Raw genomic sequence first — 14,503 nt, 5'->3', positions numbered from 1 at the left:
ACAAACGACCTTTATTCCGCATATCATTCCACCAGGTAATGATTTCAGCCGCCGAGACCGCTTATGTCCAAACGCCTGGTTCCGTCCATGACCGCCCTGCAGTGCTTCGAGGCCGCAGCCCGCCACCTGAGCTTCACCCGCGCCGCCGAGGAGTTGCACCTGACCCAGAGCGCGGTGAGCAAGCAGGTGGCGCAGCTCGAGGAGATGCTGCGTCACCACCTGTTCCTGCGCATCCGCCGACGCCTGCAACTGACCCCCGCCGGCAGCCTGTACCTGGCCGAGGTGAACAAGATCCTCACCCAGGTGGACATGTCCAGCCGCTATGTCCTGAGCTATGGCTCGCAGACCGAAGTATTGAAGGTAGCCACTCAACCGAGTTTCGGCGTGCGCTGGCTGATTCCGCACCTAAAAGGCTTTGGCAAGCGCCACCCGAACATCCACCTGGATATCCGCAACGAGATGGAGCCGTTCGCCCTGCTGCAGGGCTCGGCCGACGTGGTGTTCTTCTATGGCCAGGGCACCTGGCCGGGGGCGACCTGCGTCGAGCTGTTCGGCGAAGAAGTGGTGCCTGTGTGCGCGCCGGAGCTGTTGCAAGGCCGCACGCTGCCTGACGCGGGCGCGGTGGCGGAGCTGGTATTGCTGCAGAGCACCTCGCGCCCGGAGGCCTGGCACGCGTGGTTCCTGGAGCAAGGGCTGCACACCGACAACAGCTACCACGGGCCGCGCTTCGACACCTTCTACATGGCCTTGAGCGCGGCCCAGGCGGGGTGCGGGGTGGCGCTGGTGCCGCGGTACCTGGTGGCCCGGGAGCTGGCCGAGGGCAGCCTGGTGCTGGCCTGGGACCATGCGATGAAGAGCAATGGCGCGCATTACCTGGCGTATGCCGAGCATGCGGCGGAAGTGCCGAAGGTGCGGGCGTTGGTGGAGTGGGTTCGCGAACAACTGCAGGCTTGAGATCGCCGGGGCCGCTTTGCGGCCCTTTCGCGGCACAAGGCCGCTCCTACAGGCGAGCGCGTTCCCATGTAGGAGCGGCCTTGTGCCGCGAAAGGGCTGCAAAGCAGCCCCATGGCCCTCATGGTCGATCAAAAAAGGAATGAAACCCGCACTTTTTTTCGCTTGTACGCCAGCTCCATTCCCAGTTTTCATGTAAGTGTCCTCCACTAACCCAGGAAGCTTGCGATGCCCGCCCATGATTTCGTCAGCCCCGACAGCATCCGCGCGCAGTTCTCTGCCGCCATGTCGCTCATGTACAAGCAGGAAGTCCCCCTGTACGGCACGCTGCTCGAGCTGGTGAGCGAGACCAACCAGCAGGTCATGGCCGCACAGCCCAAGGTGGCCGAGGCCTTGCGCTGGACCGGCGAGATCGAACGCCTCGACCAGGAACGCCACGGCGCCATCCGCGTGGGCACCGCCGAGGAACTGGCCACCATCGCCCGCCTGTTCGCGGTCATGGGCATGCACCCGGTCGGCTACTACGACCTGAGCTCGGCTGGCGTGCCGGTGCACTCCACCGCGTTTCGCGCCGTGCATGAACAGTCGCTGCACATCAGCCCGTTCCGCGTGTTCACCTCGCTGCTGCGCCTGGAGCTGATCGACAACCCGCAACTGCGCGCACTGGCCCGGGGCATCCTGGAGAAACGGCAGATCTTCACCCCCCGCGTGCTCGAGCTGATCGCCCAATGCGAACGCGACGGCGGCCTGGACACTAGCGATGCCGAGGCCTTCGTCCAGGAGGCATTGCACACCTTCCGCTGGCACCAGGACGCCACGGTCAGCGCCGAGCAGTACCAGCAGTTGCACGACCAGCACCGGCTGATCGCCGACGTGGTGGCGTTCAAAGGCCCGCATATCAACCACCTGACCCCGCGCACCCTGGACATCGACGCGATCCAGCTCGGCATGCCGGCCAAGGGTATTCCACCCAAGGCCGTGGTCGAGGGGCCGCCCACCCGGCGCCAGCCGATCCTGCTGCGTCAGACCAGCTTCAAGGCCCTGCAGGAGAAGGTCGCTTTCAGCGATGCCCAGGGCAGCCACACGGCGCGTTTCGGCGAGATCGAACAGCGCGGCGCGGCGCTGACGCCCAAGGGGCGCCAGCTGTACGACCGGCTGCTGGATGCGACCCGTGAAGCCTTGGGCGGCGCGCCGGCGGAGGCCAATGCCGAGCGATATATGGCGCTGCTCGCGGAGCACTTCGCCGAGTTTCCGGATGACCTGGGGCAGATGCGCGAGCAGGGGCTGGCGTACTTTCGCTACTTCGCCACCGAGAAAGGCCTGGCCGAGCGCGGGCAACAGGATCGCCCGACCACCTTGCAGGGGTTGATCGACGCCGGGCACGTGCATTTCGAGGCGCTGGTGTATGAGGATTTCCTGCCGGTGAGTGCGGCGGGGATCTTCCAGTCCAACCTGGGGGACGATGGGCAGGCCGACTACGGCAGCAACGCCAACCGCGAGGCCTTCGAGCAGGCGCTGGGGTTGCAGGTGCAGGATGAACTGGCGCTGTATGCGCAGAGCGAGCGCAGGTCGTTGCAGGCGTGTGCGCAGGCGTTGGGCTTGGGGGCGATGTAGAACGTCGATCGCTATCGCGGGGCAAGCCCGCTCCCACGGAGGCCTTGGTGCGCTCGTGGGAGCGGGCTTGCCCCGCGATGATGTTGTTTGCTCAATCAGCGCCCAACGCGGAACCGATCCACTTCCTGGCGCAACTGCCCCGCCAACCCTTCCAGCTCGCGGGCGGTCATGGCCAACTCATTGGCCACATCGCGCTGCTCGCTGTTGGCCTGGGCGATGCTCTGCAGGTTGCGGCTGAGCACCGTCGCGGTGCTGCTCTGTTCCTGGGTCGCGGTGCTGATCACGGCGAACTGCTCGCCCGCCACCCTGCTCTGCTCGTCGATCCGGGCCAGGGCCTCGGCCACCTTGTCGTTGCGCGCCAGGCCTTCCTGCATCAGCTGGTTGCCCTGCTCCAGGGTGCTGATGGCATGGCCGGTCTGCTGCTGGATGCTGGCGATCATGCCCGAGATCTCGTCGGTGGCCTGGCGGGTGCGCGCGGCCAGGCCACGGACCTCGTCGGCAACCACGGCGAATCCACGGCCCTGCTCGCCGGCGCGCGCCGCCTCGATGGCGGCGTTCAGCGCCAGCAGGTTGGTCTGCTCGGCGATCGAGGTAATCACGCCGACAATCCCGCCGATCTCCTGCGAACGGGCACCCAGGGTGTCCATCACACTGGCGGTGCCGCCCAAGGCCTCGGCAATCTGCCGCAGGGAAACCGAAGCTTCGTCCATGGCGCTGCGGCCGATGCGGGTCTGCTGGGCATTGTCGCGGGCCATACGTTCGGTACCGGCCATGTTGTCGGCGATGTTCATCGAGGTGGCGCTGAACTCCTCCACCGCGCCGGCCATGCTGGTGATCTCGCCGGACTGCTGGTCCATGCCCTCGCAGGCGCCGGACGACAGGCCCGACAACGAGCGGGCACGGCCACTGACCTGGTCGGAAGCGGCGCGAATATGCTCGACCATGGTCGCCAGGGCCTCGCCCATCTGGTTGAAGCTGCGGGCCAGCTGGCCGATTTCGTCATGGCTGGTGACGCTCAGGCGGGCATTCAGGTCGCCGGCGCCAAGGGCCTCGGCCTGGCGCACCAGGTCGCCCAGCGGGCGCAGTTTGCGCCGCAGCAGCCAGAGGGTGGCGGCCACGGCCAGCAGCATCGCCAGCACGCTGCCGATGGCCAGCCGCAGGCCGACGCTCCAGGTCACTTCGCGGATCTCGCCCTCGGGCATGCTTGCCACCACGGTCCACGGGCCCTCGGCGAACGGCTCGGTGACGCTGAACAACGGCTCGCCGGCACCGGCCCAGAACTGCCCTACTCCCGGCTTGATCGCCTTGACCGCCTGGGCCGCCGCCTCGCCGTCACGTACCTCGGCCGGCGGCACCAGCCACTTGCCCTGCTCGTCCAGCAACGCAAGCGAGCCGGTCTGGCCGATGCGGAAGCGCTTGAGGTTGGCGAACTGGGCGTTCTGCGCGTCGGTGTAGTCGAAGCCGACGAACAGCACCGCGATCACCCGACCACCGCCGTCACGCACCGGCACATAGCGGGTCATGTAGTTGCGCTCGAACAGCACGGCGCGGCCGACGTAGGTCTGCCCAGCCATCAGCTTGGCGTAGGCCGGATGCTGGCGATCGAGCTGGGTGCCGATGGCGCGGCTGCCGTCCTGCTTGGTCAGGCTGGTGCTGATGCGCACGAAGTCGTCGCCGCTGCGCACGAACAGGGTCGCGACCCCGGCGGTCATCTGCTGGAACTCGTCGACCTGGCGGAAATCGTTGTTCAGCAGGTGGTCGCCCAGGTACAGCGCCGGTGTCGCGGCACCGGCGACGTTGACCGTCTCCCCGGCGTGCAGCGCCAGCCCCGAGGCGAATCGGCGCTCGAACAGGCCGCTCAGGCGCTGGGTATTGTCCTTGAGCGAGCCGTGGAAGGTGTCGAGCTGGTCGGCCAGCAGCCGCGCCTCGCTGGCCAGGTGCGCCTGGCGGGTGGTGAGGTTGGCGTCGTCCAGCGAACGCAGGGCGAACAGGGTGCTACCGGTGATCACCAGCGCCAGCACGATGGCGAGGGCGATCCCGAGCTGCGAGGCGATTCGGGCACGCGGTTGAGACATGGCAAGGCTCCTGGCAAGAGGCCGGGATCGTCCTGATCACGCTGACCGCCCGCTGCATATCGACGGGGAATCGCGTCCTCTTCCGGGACGCTGGTGCAAGTTGATCGGCGTCTGTAGGAAATACTTGAGTGCGGGACCGGGATATTCGCAAACGTTTTCTTGCCGCTGTGTCCTGTGGCTCTGCGTGGGAGCGGGCTCGCCCACGATGATCATCAACCTTGCGCCGACAGCACCTGCACCGCCGGCAGGTCCATCGCCGCCGCCTCCTCCTGCAGGAATACACTCAACCTGCGCAGCCGCTCCCCGCCCGGCCGGGTCCGCGGCCACACCAGGTAGTAGTCCATGCCACTGGCCACCGCGGTCGGCCAGGGCAGGCTCAGCCGGCGCTGGGCCACGTCCTCGGCCACCATCAGCAGGTCGCCCATGGAGATCCCGTAGCCCCGTGCCGCGGCGATCATGCCCAGTTCCAGGGTGTCGAACACCTGCCCGCCCTTGAGCGAAACCTTGTCGGTCAGCCCCATGCGCGCCAGCCAGGCGCGCCAGTCGCGCTTGTCCGGCGTGGGGTGCAGCAGTTCGATGCCCGCCAGGCGCCGCTCGTCCCACGGTGCGTCGTCGAGCAGGTCCGGCGCGCCCACAGGGATCAGCAGCTCGGAGAACAGCCGGCGCACCTCCCAGTCCGCCGGGAAGCTGCCATCGCTGAGCAGCACCGCGCAGTCGAACGGCTCCTGATTGAAGTCGACATGATCGACATCCATCCAGGCGCTGGTCAGCTGCACCTCGTTGCCCGGCTGCAGGTGGCGAAAACGGCTCAGGCGCGCCAGCAGCCAGCGCATGGTCAGGGTCGAGGGCGCCTTCATGCGCAGGATGTCGTCCTCGCCACGCAAGGCCTCGCAGGCCCGCTCCAGCGAGGCGAAGCCGTCGCGCACACCGGGCAGCAGCATGCGCGCGGCTTCGGTCAGTTGCAGGCTGCGCCCGCTGCGCACGAACAGGCGACAGGCGAAATGCTCCTCGAGGGTGCGGATATGCCGGCTGACCGCGCTCTGGGTAATCGAAAGCTCTTCACCAGCACGGGTGAAGGAACTGAGCCGGGCGGCGGCTTCAAATGCGCGCAGCGCATAGAGCGGAGGCAGTTGGCGGGTCATGGCGCACCTGTCAGGCGGGGCGTAGGTCGGATGCACAGGATCATACATCCATGAGTCAGACTCATGTCAGTGATCGCATTTATCCTTTTGTGCAAAGCTGACCGAGGCCTCAGAATCGACCGCTCGCTTCCCCGAATCATCCAGAAGGACCGCCCCCATGCATGTCGCGCCCACCACCGAACTCAAGGCTTTGCTGCGCCTGGCCGGGCCGCTGATCGCCTCGCAGTTGGCGCACATGCTGATGGTGCTCACCGACACCCTGATGATGGCCCGCATCAGCCCGCAGGCCCTGGCCGGTGGCGGCCTGGGCGCGGCGAGCTATTCGTTCGTGTCGATCTTCTGCCTGGGCGTGATCGCCGCGGTCGGCACGCTGGTGGCGATCCGCAAAGGCGCCAACGACACCGAGGGCGTCACCCGCCTGGCCCAGAGCGGCCTGTGGCTGGCCTGGGGCCTGGCGCTGGTCTCGGCACTGGTGATGTGGAACCTCAAGCCGGTGCTGCTGCTGTTCGGCCAGAAACCGGAGAACGTCGACTCGGCGATGCAACTGCTCACCCTGCTGCCGCTCGCCCTCCCCGGCTACATGACCTTCATGGCCCTGCGCGGCTTCACCAGCGCCCTGGGCCACTCGACCCCGGTGATGGTCATCAGCCTGGTGGGCACGGTGTTCAACTACCTGTTCAACCATGCGCTGATCGAGGGCATGTTCGGCCTGCCCAAGCTCGGGCTGATGGGCATCGGCCTGGTCACCGCGGTGGTGACCCTGGGCATGGCCATCGCCCTCGCGCTTTATATTCGCTGGCACAAGGCCTATGCCGCCTATCCGCTGCGCAAGGGGCTGTCGCGCCCTTCCCTGCCGGCACTGCGCGAGCTGTGGCGGCTGGGCCTGCCTATCGGCGGCACCTATATGGTCGAAGTGGGCCTGTTCGCCTTCGCCGCCCTGTGCATGGGCGTGCTGGGCAGCACGGAACTGGCGGCGCACCAGATTGCCCTGCAGATCGTCTCGACCGCTTTCATGGTCCCGACCGGCCTTTCGTACGCGGTGACCATGCGCGTCGGCCTCTACTATGGTGCCGGCAACCTGTTGGCGGCCCGCAGCGCCGGGCGCGTGGGGATCGGCTTCGGTGCCTCGCTGATGTTCGCCTTCGCCGCACTGTTCTGGTTGCTGCCGGACGCCTTGGTCGGGCTGTTCATCGACCGTAACGACCCAGCGTTCGCGGCGATCTTCATGCTGGCGGTACAGTTGGTGATGGTGGCGGCTTGGTTCGAGCTGTTCGATGGCGTGCAGACCATTGCCATGGGCTCGATCCGTGGTCTGAAGGACGCCAAGACCACCTTCCTGATCGGCCTGGTGTGCTACTGGCTGGTGGGGGCGCCGAGCGCGTGGCTGTTCGCCTTCAACCTCGGCGGCGGCGCGCAGGGAATCTGGTGGGGGCTGGCGCTGGGCCTGGCTTGCGCGGCGGTGGCGCTGACGTTCGGCTTTGAATGGCGGATGAAGCGGTTGCTGGGCAAGGCCGAGCGGGCGCGGGGGGCGGCGGTGTCGGTTTGAGGGGGTTGGGGATCGCGTGATGGCGCGTAATGGCGGACAGGTGCCTGGCGATGGTCTTGCAGGGCCCTTGAGATCGAGCGCCGCCCGCGCGGCGCATCGCGGGACAAGCCCGCTCCTACATTTGTTGCAACGTACCGAACCTGTCAGGCCATGGTTGCCTGCCTTGGTGCCTACATTGAAATCGCGTCGTACAAACAAGGCGGACCAGGTAGTGGCACAGGATTGATTGGCCCGAAACAGATGTAGGAGCGGCCTTGTGCCGCGATGCGCCGCGCGGGCGGCGCTCGATTTCATAGGCGCTGCAACTCTGTCGTCGAACACTTCAAGCCAAAACATATCTAAAACTGTACTACTGTACCGCCTAAAACATCACTTCCTGCTTACCATTTCCCCACCAACACCACAAAATCGCACCAAACCAGTGCGCACCAGTACAGTTCCCTCAATAACCAGTGCAACAGTCCCGTCCAACAGTTAACTGCCCCCTCACAATACACCTGAACTGTACCTACTGTTCTGGACGAGAGAGGAGGAAGATGGCCACCAGTTAAATCACTCCCTAATGCCGCCACAAGCGGAAGGATGACACATCATGGAACGTACCCTCAGTTCCGACCTGGTTTTCGAAAACGCCCAAGCTTCCAACGCCGCCCTGCCGCTGCGCGTCCTGTCCACCCTGGTACTGTGGCAGCGCCGCATGGCCAGCCGCCGCCAACTGGCGCGCCTGGACTCCCGCCTGCTGGCCGACGCCGGTATCAGCGAGTCGCAGCGCTACGAAGAGCTGAGCAAGCCTTTCTGGCGCTAAGCGCCGGTCGCCGGCCCAGGCCGGCACCGCGAATTCACAAGAACCCGTTGCAGGAAACTGCAACGGGTTTTTTGTTTCAAGGCCCGGAATAGAGCGCTTGCGTAGCAAGCCATAACAGTTTTATAAATTCTCATATTGGCAGGTACAGTTACTATTTGTGATCTTTTTCTCGAACCAAACGCCCGAACCAGCGCGTGTTACGCTTGTCTTACGCGCCTGGCAGAGAAAAGTACCGTGACGAGCCAAGCGAGCGTCCGATAAGCAGAACCATCCAGACCCTGTGCAGGAGTCCCCGACCATGTCCCGTTATCACCTGTTTGGCGCCGCCTTGCTGCTGTCGCTCGCCGGCGCGGCCAATGCCACCAGCTTCGTCGTCACCACCGACGCCGTGGTGGGCGCGGTAGCCGCCTCCACCGACGCCACCTCCGACATCTCCTCCTCGTTCCGCGACGACAAGATCGTCAAGGCCGCCCGTGACGATGCCGCCAGCTTCGTCGGCAGCGACGGTGCCATCCGCGGCGCCAAGCTGGAGAGCGCGTTCGTGCACATTCGCCAGCAACTGCCGGACCTGCAGGCCAGCGACGCGCAGCTGGCCCGCGCCATCCTCGCCATCTGAGCCCCGCACCGCCCGGATTCACTGGCCCGGCCAGTGGATCCGGGGTAGCCTTCGCAGCCCGAGATCATCGCCAGACCGCCCATGCGTTACCTGTTGCCTTCACTGTTCGCCCTGGCCTGCATGAGCAGCGCCCAGGCCATGGATACCACCACCCAGAGCCTGGTCATCAGCGGCTACGTCACCAGCCAGGTCACCGCCGCGCCGTTCGACCGCAAGCTGGTCGCCGCCGCCCGTGACGACGCCGCCGCATTCGTCGCCAGCGACGGCCAGATCCGTGGCGCGCGCCTGCAGGCGGCGCTGGACATGCTGCACCAGGACCTTGCCCGGCCTTGCGTCGGCGACCGTGAACTGGCCGAAGCGATTCTCGTCCAATAACTACATTCGACTCCCCTGTATTTCCGGAGATGCTCCATGCGTAAACCGCTGATCGCCGCCACCCTCGGCATGCTGCTGCTCGCCGACCTGGCCCAGGCCCACACCCTGGTGGCCACCAGCAACATCATCGTCCGCGCCTTTGGCCGTTCGATCGATTTCACCTCCGACACCACCACCTCGATCCGCGACTCGAAAGTGGTGCGTGAAGCCCACGACGACGCCGCCAGCTTCGTCGCCAGCAACGGCGACATCCGCGGCGCCCAGCTCGAAGCCGCCTTCGACACCCTGCGCGCCCGTGTTCCCGAGGCCCGTGACGCCAGCGACCAGGTGCTGGCCGAAGCCATCCTCGCCCTGTGAAGCGCGTGCGTGCCTGGCTGCTGGGCTGCGCCCTGACGCTGCTCGGCACGCCCGCCCTGGCCGACCTGCAGCTGGTGCTGCAGCGCGACGGCCTCGACCCTGCACAACAGCAGGCGACCCAGACGTTGCTCGACGAAGCCATGGCCAAGCTGCCACCGCGCTTCAAGCAGCAACTGGACCGGCAGATCCTGGTCGGCTGGACCGAGCGCATGCCCGAAGACGCCTACGGCCAGGCCTCTCCGGTGGCCAGCCTGGACCTCAACCGGCGCCTGCTGCCGGGCCTGGTCGACGGCAGCGCCGCCCGCGAGAAGACCAACCGTCCCCACGGCACGGTCCGCGAAGAACTGCTGGCCACCGTGCTCCACGAACTCACCCATATCTATGACCGCGCGCGCCTGTGGCCGGACGCCGAGCGCCAGCTGATCAGCCGCTGCAAGCGCCAGCAGGGCGCCCTGGGCAAGGTCGGGCTGCCGCAGGACTGCCGTGGCCAGGCCGAACGCCGCTTCACCCTGAGCGACGACCCGCGCCTGCTGGACCTGGCCGGCTGGCCGCAGTACGTCGGCCGGCGCGGCGAGCGCGAACAGCACAACGGCCAGCTGGTGCGCAGCCCGGATCCCTACGAGCTGAGCAGCCCGAAGGAGTTCATCGCGGTCAACATGGAGTACTTCCTCCTCGACCCGAGCTACGGCTGTCGCCGCCCGGCGCTGAACCAGTACCTGCGCGACCACTTCGGCTGGGCGCCGCGACAGGATGCCTGCGCCAAGGGCCTGCCATTCCTCAACGCCGGCAACGACTTCGCCCGCCAGCCACTGGGCGAGATCGACCCGGAACGGGTCTACGAGGTGGACTATCTGCTGGCCGAAGCCAACCAGAACTGGGTCAGCCGCTGGGGCCACAGCATGCTGCGCCTGGTGATCTGCGCCCCGGGTCGCCCGCGCGGGCCGGCCTGCCGCCTGGACCTGGACCAGAGCCTGGTGCTGTCGTACCGCGCCTTCGTCAACGACGTGCAGCTGTCCAGCTGGGACGGCCTGACTGGCGCCTATCCCTCGCGGCTGTTCGTGCTGCCGCTGGGGCAGGTGATCGACGAATACACCAAGACCGAGCTGCGCAGCCTGGCCTCGGTTCCGCTCAAGCTCAGCCGCGGCGAGATCGAGAACCTGGTGCGTCAGGCCGCCGAGATGCACTGGAGCTACGACGGCAACTACTACTTCCTGTCCAACAACTGCGCGGTGGAGTCGCTCAAGCTGTTGCGCAGCGGTACCGGCAACCCGCGCCTGAACGACCTCGACAGCATCATGCCCAACGGCTTGCTGGAGGTGCTGAAGGGTAGGGGACTGGCCGATACCCACGTGCTCGACGACCCGCGCGAGGCCCTGCGCCTGGGTTATCGCTTCGACTCCTACCGTGATCGCTACCAGGCGATGTTCGAAGTGCTGCGCAAGCAGTTGCCGATCAAGCAGACGAGCGTGGAAGACTGGCTGGCGCTGGACGCCGAGCAGCGCCGCCAGTGGTTCGACCGCGCCGACCTGCGCACCAGCGCGGCCTTGCTGCTGCTCGAGCAGGCCGGCCTGCGCCGCCAGCTGCTGCTGGCCCAGGACGAGGTCAAGCAACGCTACCTGAACGGCCGGGCGCTCAAGGACGGCAGCTTCGACAAGGCCAACGAGACCTTGCAGGCGATGCTGGCCAACAGCGGCTTCCTCAGCCGCCCGGCGGAATTGCTGGGGGCAGGGGGCTACGGTCTGCCGCAGCCTGCCGAACGCAAGCAGCTGGAGCAGGTGAGCAGCGAGCGCCAGGCGCAGCTGTTGCGCCTGAGCACCGACCTGGACCAGCAGGTGAGGGCGCTGCTGGGGCCGGAGCGGGGCAGGGAGATCAAGGCCGTGGAAGCCAATATCAAGCAGGTGGGCGAGCATCTGCGGGCGTTGCACAAGGCGGCCGGGGGGTTGCAGCTGCCCTGAGGTATGGGTGCATCGCTGTAGGAGCGGCCTTGTGCCGCGAATGGGCTGCGTAGCAGCCCCAGCATTTCAGTGTTGACGCAAAAATCGCCGGGGCTGCTCTGCAGCCCATTCGCGGCACAAGGCCGCTCCTACAGAACGTCTCGCAGCCCGACAGCCATCACCAAACCTCAAAGGCTTTCCTCGTCCTCCTCCGGCAACCCTTGATCCACCTGCAACCACGGCAGCCGACTCCCCACCCAGATATGCCGATTGGCCGGCACCCGCTCGGGATGATCCAGCGTCGCCACCGTCACATCGATCGTTTCAGGGCTATGCGCCGTCACCAGCGCCACATGCGCCCCGCAGTTGCCACAGAAATACCGGCTGCAGCTCTGCGGCGCCATGTAGCGCTGGGGCGAGCCCGCCAGCCACTGGAAACCCGCGAGGGGCAGGGTGACCCAGGTCACCAGCGTGCCGCCGCTGACTCGCCGGCAGATCGAGCAATGGCAATGGGCGACATCGCCCAGATCGGCCTGCAGCCGGTAGCGCAACGCCCCGCAATGACACCCGCCTTCCACGACATCCACCATCGAAACGACCTCCCGTCGCCTGACAGCAGGCGAAAGCTGGCTGAAAGCTTGCCCACATAGGATAGCGCCACCACCGGCAGCAGACCGGTCAGCCAGGGCACCCGGAAACTTCCGCGCCCGGCCCAATCAACAACAACAATGGTGATTCTGATGTTTTCCTGTGCCCGCCTTTTCGCAATCCCCCTCCGCCTGCTCCTCGCGCAGCGCCTGACGCGCTGATCCGCCCGAATCGTCCTTCCTTTCGCCGCGCCACGCCTGGAGTACCGCCATGCTGACCTTCCTCGGCTTCGCCATGGTCATCACCTTCATGTACCTGATCATGACCAAGCGCCTGTCGGCCTTGATCGCGCTGATCCTGGTACCGATCCTGTTCGCCCTGTTCGGTGGTTTTTCCGCCAAGATCGGCCCGATGATGCTCGAAGGCATCAGCAAGCTCGCGCCCACCGGCGTGATGCTGATGTTCGCCATTCTCTATTTCGCCCTGATGATCGACTCCGGCCTGTTCGACCCGGCCGTGCGCAGGATCCTCAAGCTGGTCAAGGGCGATCCGCTGAAAGTCTCGGTCGGCACCGCGGTGCTGGCCCTGGTGGTGTCCCTCGACGGTGACGGCGCCACCACCTACATGATCTGCTGCGCCGCCATGCTGCCACTGTACAGCCGCCTGGGCATGAGCCCACGGATCATGGCCGGCCTGATCATCCTCGCCGGCGGGGTGATGAACATGACCCCGTGGGGTGGCCCCACGGCCCGTGCCGCCAGTGCCCTGCACGTGGACCCGTCGGACATCTTCGTGCCGATGATCCCGGCCATGGCCTTCGGCGTGGCGGCGATCCTGGCCATCGCCTACTGGTACGGCAAGCGCGAGCGTGCCCGTCTGGGCGAGCTGCACCTGCCGACCGACGACATCGACCACAGCGAGATCAGCGTGTCGCAGTTCCCCGAGGCCCGTCGTCCGAAACTGATCTGGTTCAACGGCGCCCTGACTGCCGCGCTGATGGTCGCGCTGATCGCCGGCGTGCTGCCGCTGCCGGTGCTGTTCATGATCGCCTTCAGCATCGCCATGATCGTCAACTACCCGTGCCTGCAGCAGCAGAAGGACCGCATCGCCGCCCACGCCTCCAGCGTGCTGGCCGTCAGCGGGCTGATCTTCGCCGCCGGCATCTTCACCGGCATCCTGTCGGGCACCGGCATGGTCGACGCCATGTCCAAGAGCCTGCTGGCGGTGATCCCGGAAGCGTTCGGCCCGTACATGGCGGTGATCACCGCCATCGTCAGCATGCCGTTCACCTTCTTCATGTCCAACGATGCCTTCTACTACGGCGTGCTGCCGGTGCTGTCGGAGTTCGCCAGCCACTACGGCGTCACCCCGGTGGAAATGGCCCGCGCGTCGATCGTCGGACAACCGGTACACCTGCTCAGCCCGCTGGTACCCTCCACCTACCTGCTGGTGGCCCTGGCCGGCATCGAGTTCGGCGATCACCAGCGCTTCACCCTCAAGTGGGCAGTGCTGGTGTGCCTGTGCATAATGGCCGGCGCGCTGGCGCTGGGGACTTTCCCGCTGTTCAGCAGTCTGTAACACAAGCGCATCATCCAACCGCCAAGCGCCCGAAATCCGGGCGCTTGGCCTTTACCGCTCGAAGGAATACACATGGAATGGCTGACCAGCCCGGAAATCTGGGTTGCCTTTTTCACCCTCACCGCGCTTGAGATCGTGCTCGGGATCGACAACATCATCATGATCTCGATCCTGGTCAGCCGCATGCCCAAGCACATGCAGCCGCGCACGCGGATCTTCGGCCTGGCCCTGGCCATGGTCACGCGGATCATGCTGCTGCTGTCGATCACCTGGGTCATGCGCCTGACCGACGACCTGTTCCATGTGCTCGGCCAGGGCATTTCCGGGCGCGACCTGATCCTGTTCTTCGGCGGCCTGTTCCTGCTGTGGAAAAGCTCCCAGGAGATCTACCACGGCCTGGAAGGCGAAGACGAGAGCACCGACGAGCCGAAAGGCGCGGGCGGCAAGTTCTTCTACACCATCATCCAGATCGCCATCATCGACATCGTGTTCTCCCTGGACTCGGTGATCACCGCCGTGGGCATGGTTTCCCACGTACCGGTGATGATCGCCGCGATCATCGTCGCGGTGCTGGTGATGATGCTCTGCGCCGGCACCATCAGCGACTTCATCGACAAGCACCCGTCGCTGAAGATGCTCGCGCTTTCGTTCCTGATCGTCGTCGGTACCGTGCTGATCGCCGAATCTTTCGATGTGCATGTGCCGAAGGGCTACGTCTACTTCGCCATGGCCTTCTCGCTGGCGGTGGAAGCGATCAACATCCGCATGCGCACGGCGCTGGCGCGCAAGAAGGGCAAGGAGCACGATCCGGTGAAACTGCGCAAGGACATTCCCGGTCAGTAAGATCAGGAAGCGCAGAAAGACAAAGGGCCCTTCGGGGCCCTTTGTCGCATCCACGCCCATGTAGGAGCGGCCTTGTGCC

Annotated in this window: 13 protein-coding genes; 10 read left to right on the top strand and 3 right to left on the bottom strand. The window is 65.9% G+C overall.

What is annotated here, in order from left to right; translation table 11 throughout:
* Positions 1-63: 63 nt before the first annotated feature.
* Both VUG52_RS00590 and hglS read left to right on the top strand, forming a co-directional pair.
* Positions 64-954: a LysR family transcriptional regulator gene (locus tag VUG52_RS00590; RefSeq protein WP_050703230.1), complete on the top strand. Its 891-nt coding sequence runs from the start codon at positions 64-66 to the stop codon at positions 952-954.
* A 225-nt stretch (positions 955-1,179) separates the two neighbouring features.
* Positions 1,180-2,565 carry a 2-oxoadipate dioxygenase/decarboxylase HglS gene (gene hglS / locus VUG52_RS00585; protein ID WP_050703229.1) on the top strand — a complete coding sequence of 462 codons (1,386 nt, stop codon included), beginning with the start codon at positions 1,180-1,182 and terminating at the stop codon, positions 2,563-2,565.
* Between the two features lie 95 nt (positions 2,566-2,660).
* Here hglS and VUG52_RS00580 read toward each other — a convergent pair whose 3' ends face one another.
* A complete protein-coding gene (locus VUG52_RS00580) occupies positions 2,661-4,640 on the bottom strand; it encodes a methyl-accepting chemotaxis protein (RefSeq protein ID WP_050703228.1) in 1,980 nt (659 codons plus the stop codon).
* A gap of 212 nt (positions 4,641-4,852) precedes the next feature.
* Positions 4,853-5,782: a LysR substrate-binding domain-containing protein gene (locus VUG52_RS00575; RefSeq protein WP_050703227.1), complete on the bottom strand. Its 930-nt coding sequence runs from the start codon at positions 5,780-5,782 to the stop codon at positions 4,853-4,855.
* A gap of 157 nt (positions 5,783-5,939) precedes the next feature.
* On the opposite strand from VUG52_RS00575, the gene VUG52_RS00570 reads away from it, so the two are divergent.
* From VUG52_RS00570 to VUG52_RS00545, 6 genes are all read left to right on the top strand, one after another.
* A complete protein-coding gene (locus VUG52_RS00570; RefSeq protein WP_050703226.1) occupies positions 5,940-7,328 on the top strand; it encodes a NorM family multidrug efflux MATE transporter in 1,389 nt (462 codons plus the stop codon).
* 592 nt (positions 7,329-7,920) lie between these two features.
* Entirely contained in the window at positions 7,921-8,133 is a 213-nt protein-coding gene (locus tag VUG52_RS00565) for a DUF1127 domain-containing protein (RefSeq protein ID WP_011531561.1), read from the top strand.
* Positions 8,134-8,431: 298 nt separating this feature from the next.
* Positions 8,432-8,749 (top strand): DUF2388 domain-containing protein, encoded by a 318-nt coding sequence (locus VUG52_RS00560; protein ID WP_050703225.1) that lies wholly within the window; start codon positions 8,432-8,434, stop codon positions 8,747-8,749.
* Positions 8,750-8,830: 81 nt separating this feature from the next.
* Positions 8,831-9,124 (top strand): DUF2388 domain-containing protein, encoded by a 294-nt coding sequence (locus VUG52_RS00555; RefSeq protein ID WP_050703224.1) that lies wholly within the window; start codon positions 8,831-8,833, stop codon positions 9,122-9,124.
* A gap of 36 nt (positions 9,125-9,160) precedes the next feature.
* Positions 9,161-9,481, top strand: coding sequence for a DUF2388 domain-containing protein (locus VUG52_RS00550; RefSeq protein ID WP_011531558.1), 321 nt, complete (start codon positions 9,161-9,163; stop codon positions 9,479-9,481).
* Entirely contained in the window at positions 9,478-11,436 is a 1,959-nt protein-coding gene (locus tag VUG52_RS00545; protein WP_050703223.1) for a DUF7844 domain-containing protein, read from the top strand. The genes VUG52_RS00550 and VUG52_RS00545 overlap by 4 nt, the downstream gene beginning before the upstream one ends.
* A gap of 167 nt (positions 11,437-11,603) precedes the next feature.
* On the opposite strand, the gene VUG52_RS00540 is transcribed toward VUG52_RS00545, so the two are convergent.
* Positions 11,604-12,005, bottom strand: coding sequence for a GFA family protein (locus tag VUG52_RS00540; protein WP_028688651.1), 402 nt, complete (start codon positions 12,003-12,005; stop codon positions 11,604-11,606).
* A gap of 268 nt (positions 12,006-12,273) precedes the next feature.
* Between VUG52_RS00540 and VUG52_RS00535 the strand changes: the two genes are divergently transcribed.
* The gene (locus VUG52_RS00535; protein ID WP_050703222.1) at positions 12,274-13,581 is read left to right on the top strand and encodes a CitMHS family transporter; all 1,308 of its coding nucleotides are present in this window, start codon (positions 12,274-12,276) and stop codon (positions 13,579-13,581) included.
* A gap of 72 nt (positions 13,582-13,653) precedes the next feature.
* Positions 13,654-14,424, top strand: coding sequence for a TerC family protein (locus VUG52_RS00530; RefSeq protein WP_050703221.1), 771 nt, complete (start codon positions 13,654-13,656; stop codon positions 14,422-14,424).
* The last annotated feature ends 79 nt before the right edge of the window (positions 14,425-14,503 follow it).

The sequence above is a fragment of the Pseudomonas sp. LH21 genome, assembly GCF_036549575.1.
Taxonomy (GTDB): domain Bacteria; phylum Pseudomonadota; class Gammaproteobacteria; order Pseudomonadales; family Pseudomonadaceae; genus Aquipseudomonas; species Aquipseudomonas peradeniyensis.
This window is presented reverse-complemented; position numbering and strand designations above follow the sequence as displayed.

What these genes read in the sequence shown, in the direction of transcription:
- VUG52_RS00590 (WP_050703230.1), top strand. Translation starts at nt 64, where the DNA reads ATGTCCAAACGCCTGGTTCCGTCCATGACCGCCCTGCAGTGCTTCGAG.
- hglS (WP_050703229.1), top strand. Translation starts at nt 1,180, where the DNA reads ATGCCCGCCCATGATTTCGTCAGCCCCGACAGCATCCGCGCGCAGTTC.
- VUG52_RS00580 (WP_050703228.1), bottom strand. Translation starts at nt 4,640, where the DNA reads ATGTCTCAACCGCGTGCCCGAATCGCCTCGCAGCTCGGGATCGCCCTC.
- VUG52_RS00575 (WP_050703227.1), bottom strand. Translation starts at nt 5,782, where the DNA reads ATGACCCGCCAACTGCCTCCGCTCTATGCGCTGCGCGCATTTGAAGCC.
- VUG52_RS00570 (WP_050703226.1), top strand. Translation starts at nt 5,940, where the DNA reads ATGCATGTCGCGCCCACCACCGAACTCAAGGCTTTGCTGCGCCTGGCC.
- VUG52_RS00565 (WP_011531561.1), top strand. Translation starts at nt 7,921, where the DNA reads ATGGAACGTACCCTCAGTTCCGACCTGGTTTTCGAAAACGCCCAAGCT.
- VUG52_RS00560 (WP_050703225.1), top strand. Translation starts at nt 8,432, where the DNA reads ATGTCCCGTTATCACCTGTTTGGCGCCGCCTTGCTGCTGTCGCTCGCC.
- VUG52_RS00555 (WP_050703224.1), top strand. Translation starts at nt 8,831, where the DNA reads ATGCGTTACCTGTTGCCTTCACTGTTCGCCCTGGCCTGCATGAGCAGC.
- VUG52_RS00550 (WP_011531558.1), top strand. Translation starts at nt 9,161, where the DNA reads ATGCGTAAACCGCTGATCGCCGCCACCCTCGGCATGCTGCTGCTCGCC.
- VUG52_RS00540 (WP_028688651.1), bottom strand. Translation starts at nt 12,005, where the DNA reads ATGGTGGATGTCGTGGAAGGCGGGTGTCATTGCGGGGCGTTGCGCTAC.
- VUG52_RS00535 (WP_050703222.1), top strand. Translation starts at nt 12,274, where the DNA reads ATGCTGACCTTCCTCGGCTTCGCCATGGTCATCACCTTCATGTACCTG.
- VUG52_RS00530 (WP_050703221.1), top strand. Translation starts at nt 13,654, where the DNA reads ATGGAATGGCTGACCAGCCCGGAAATCTGGGTTGCCTTTTTCACCCTC.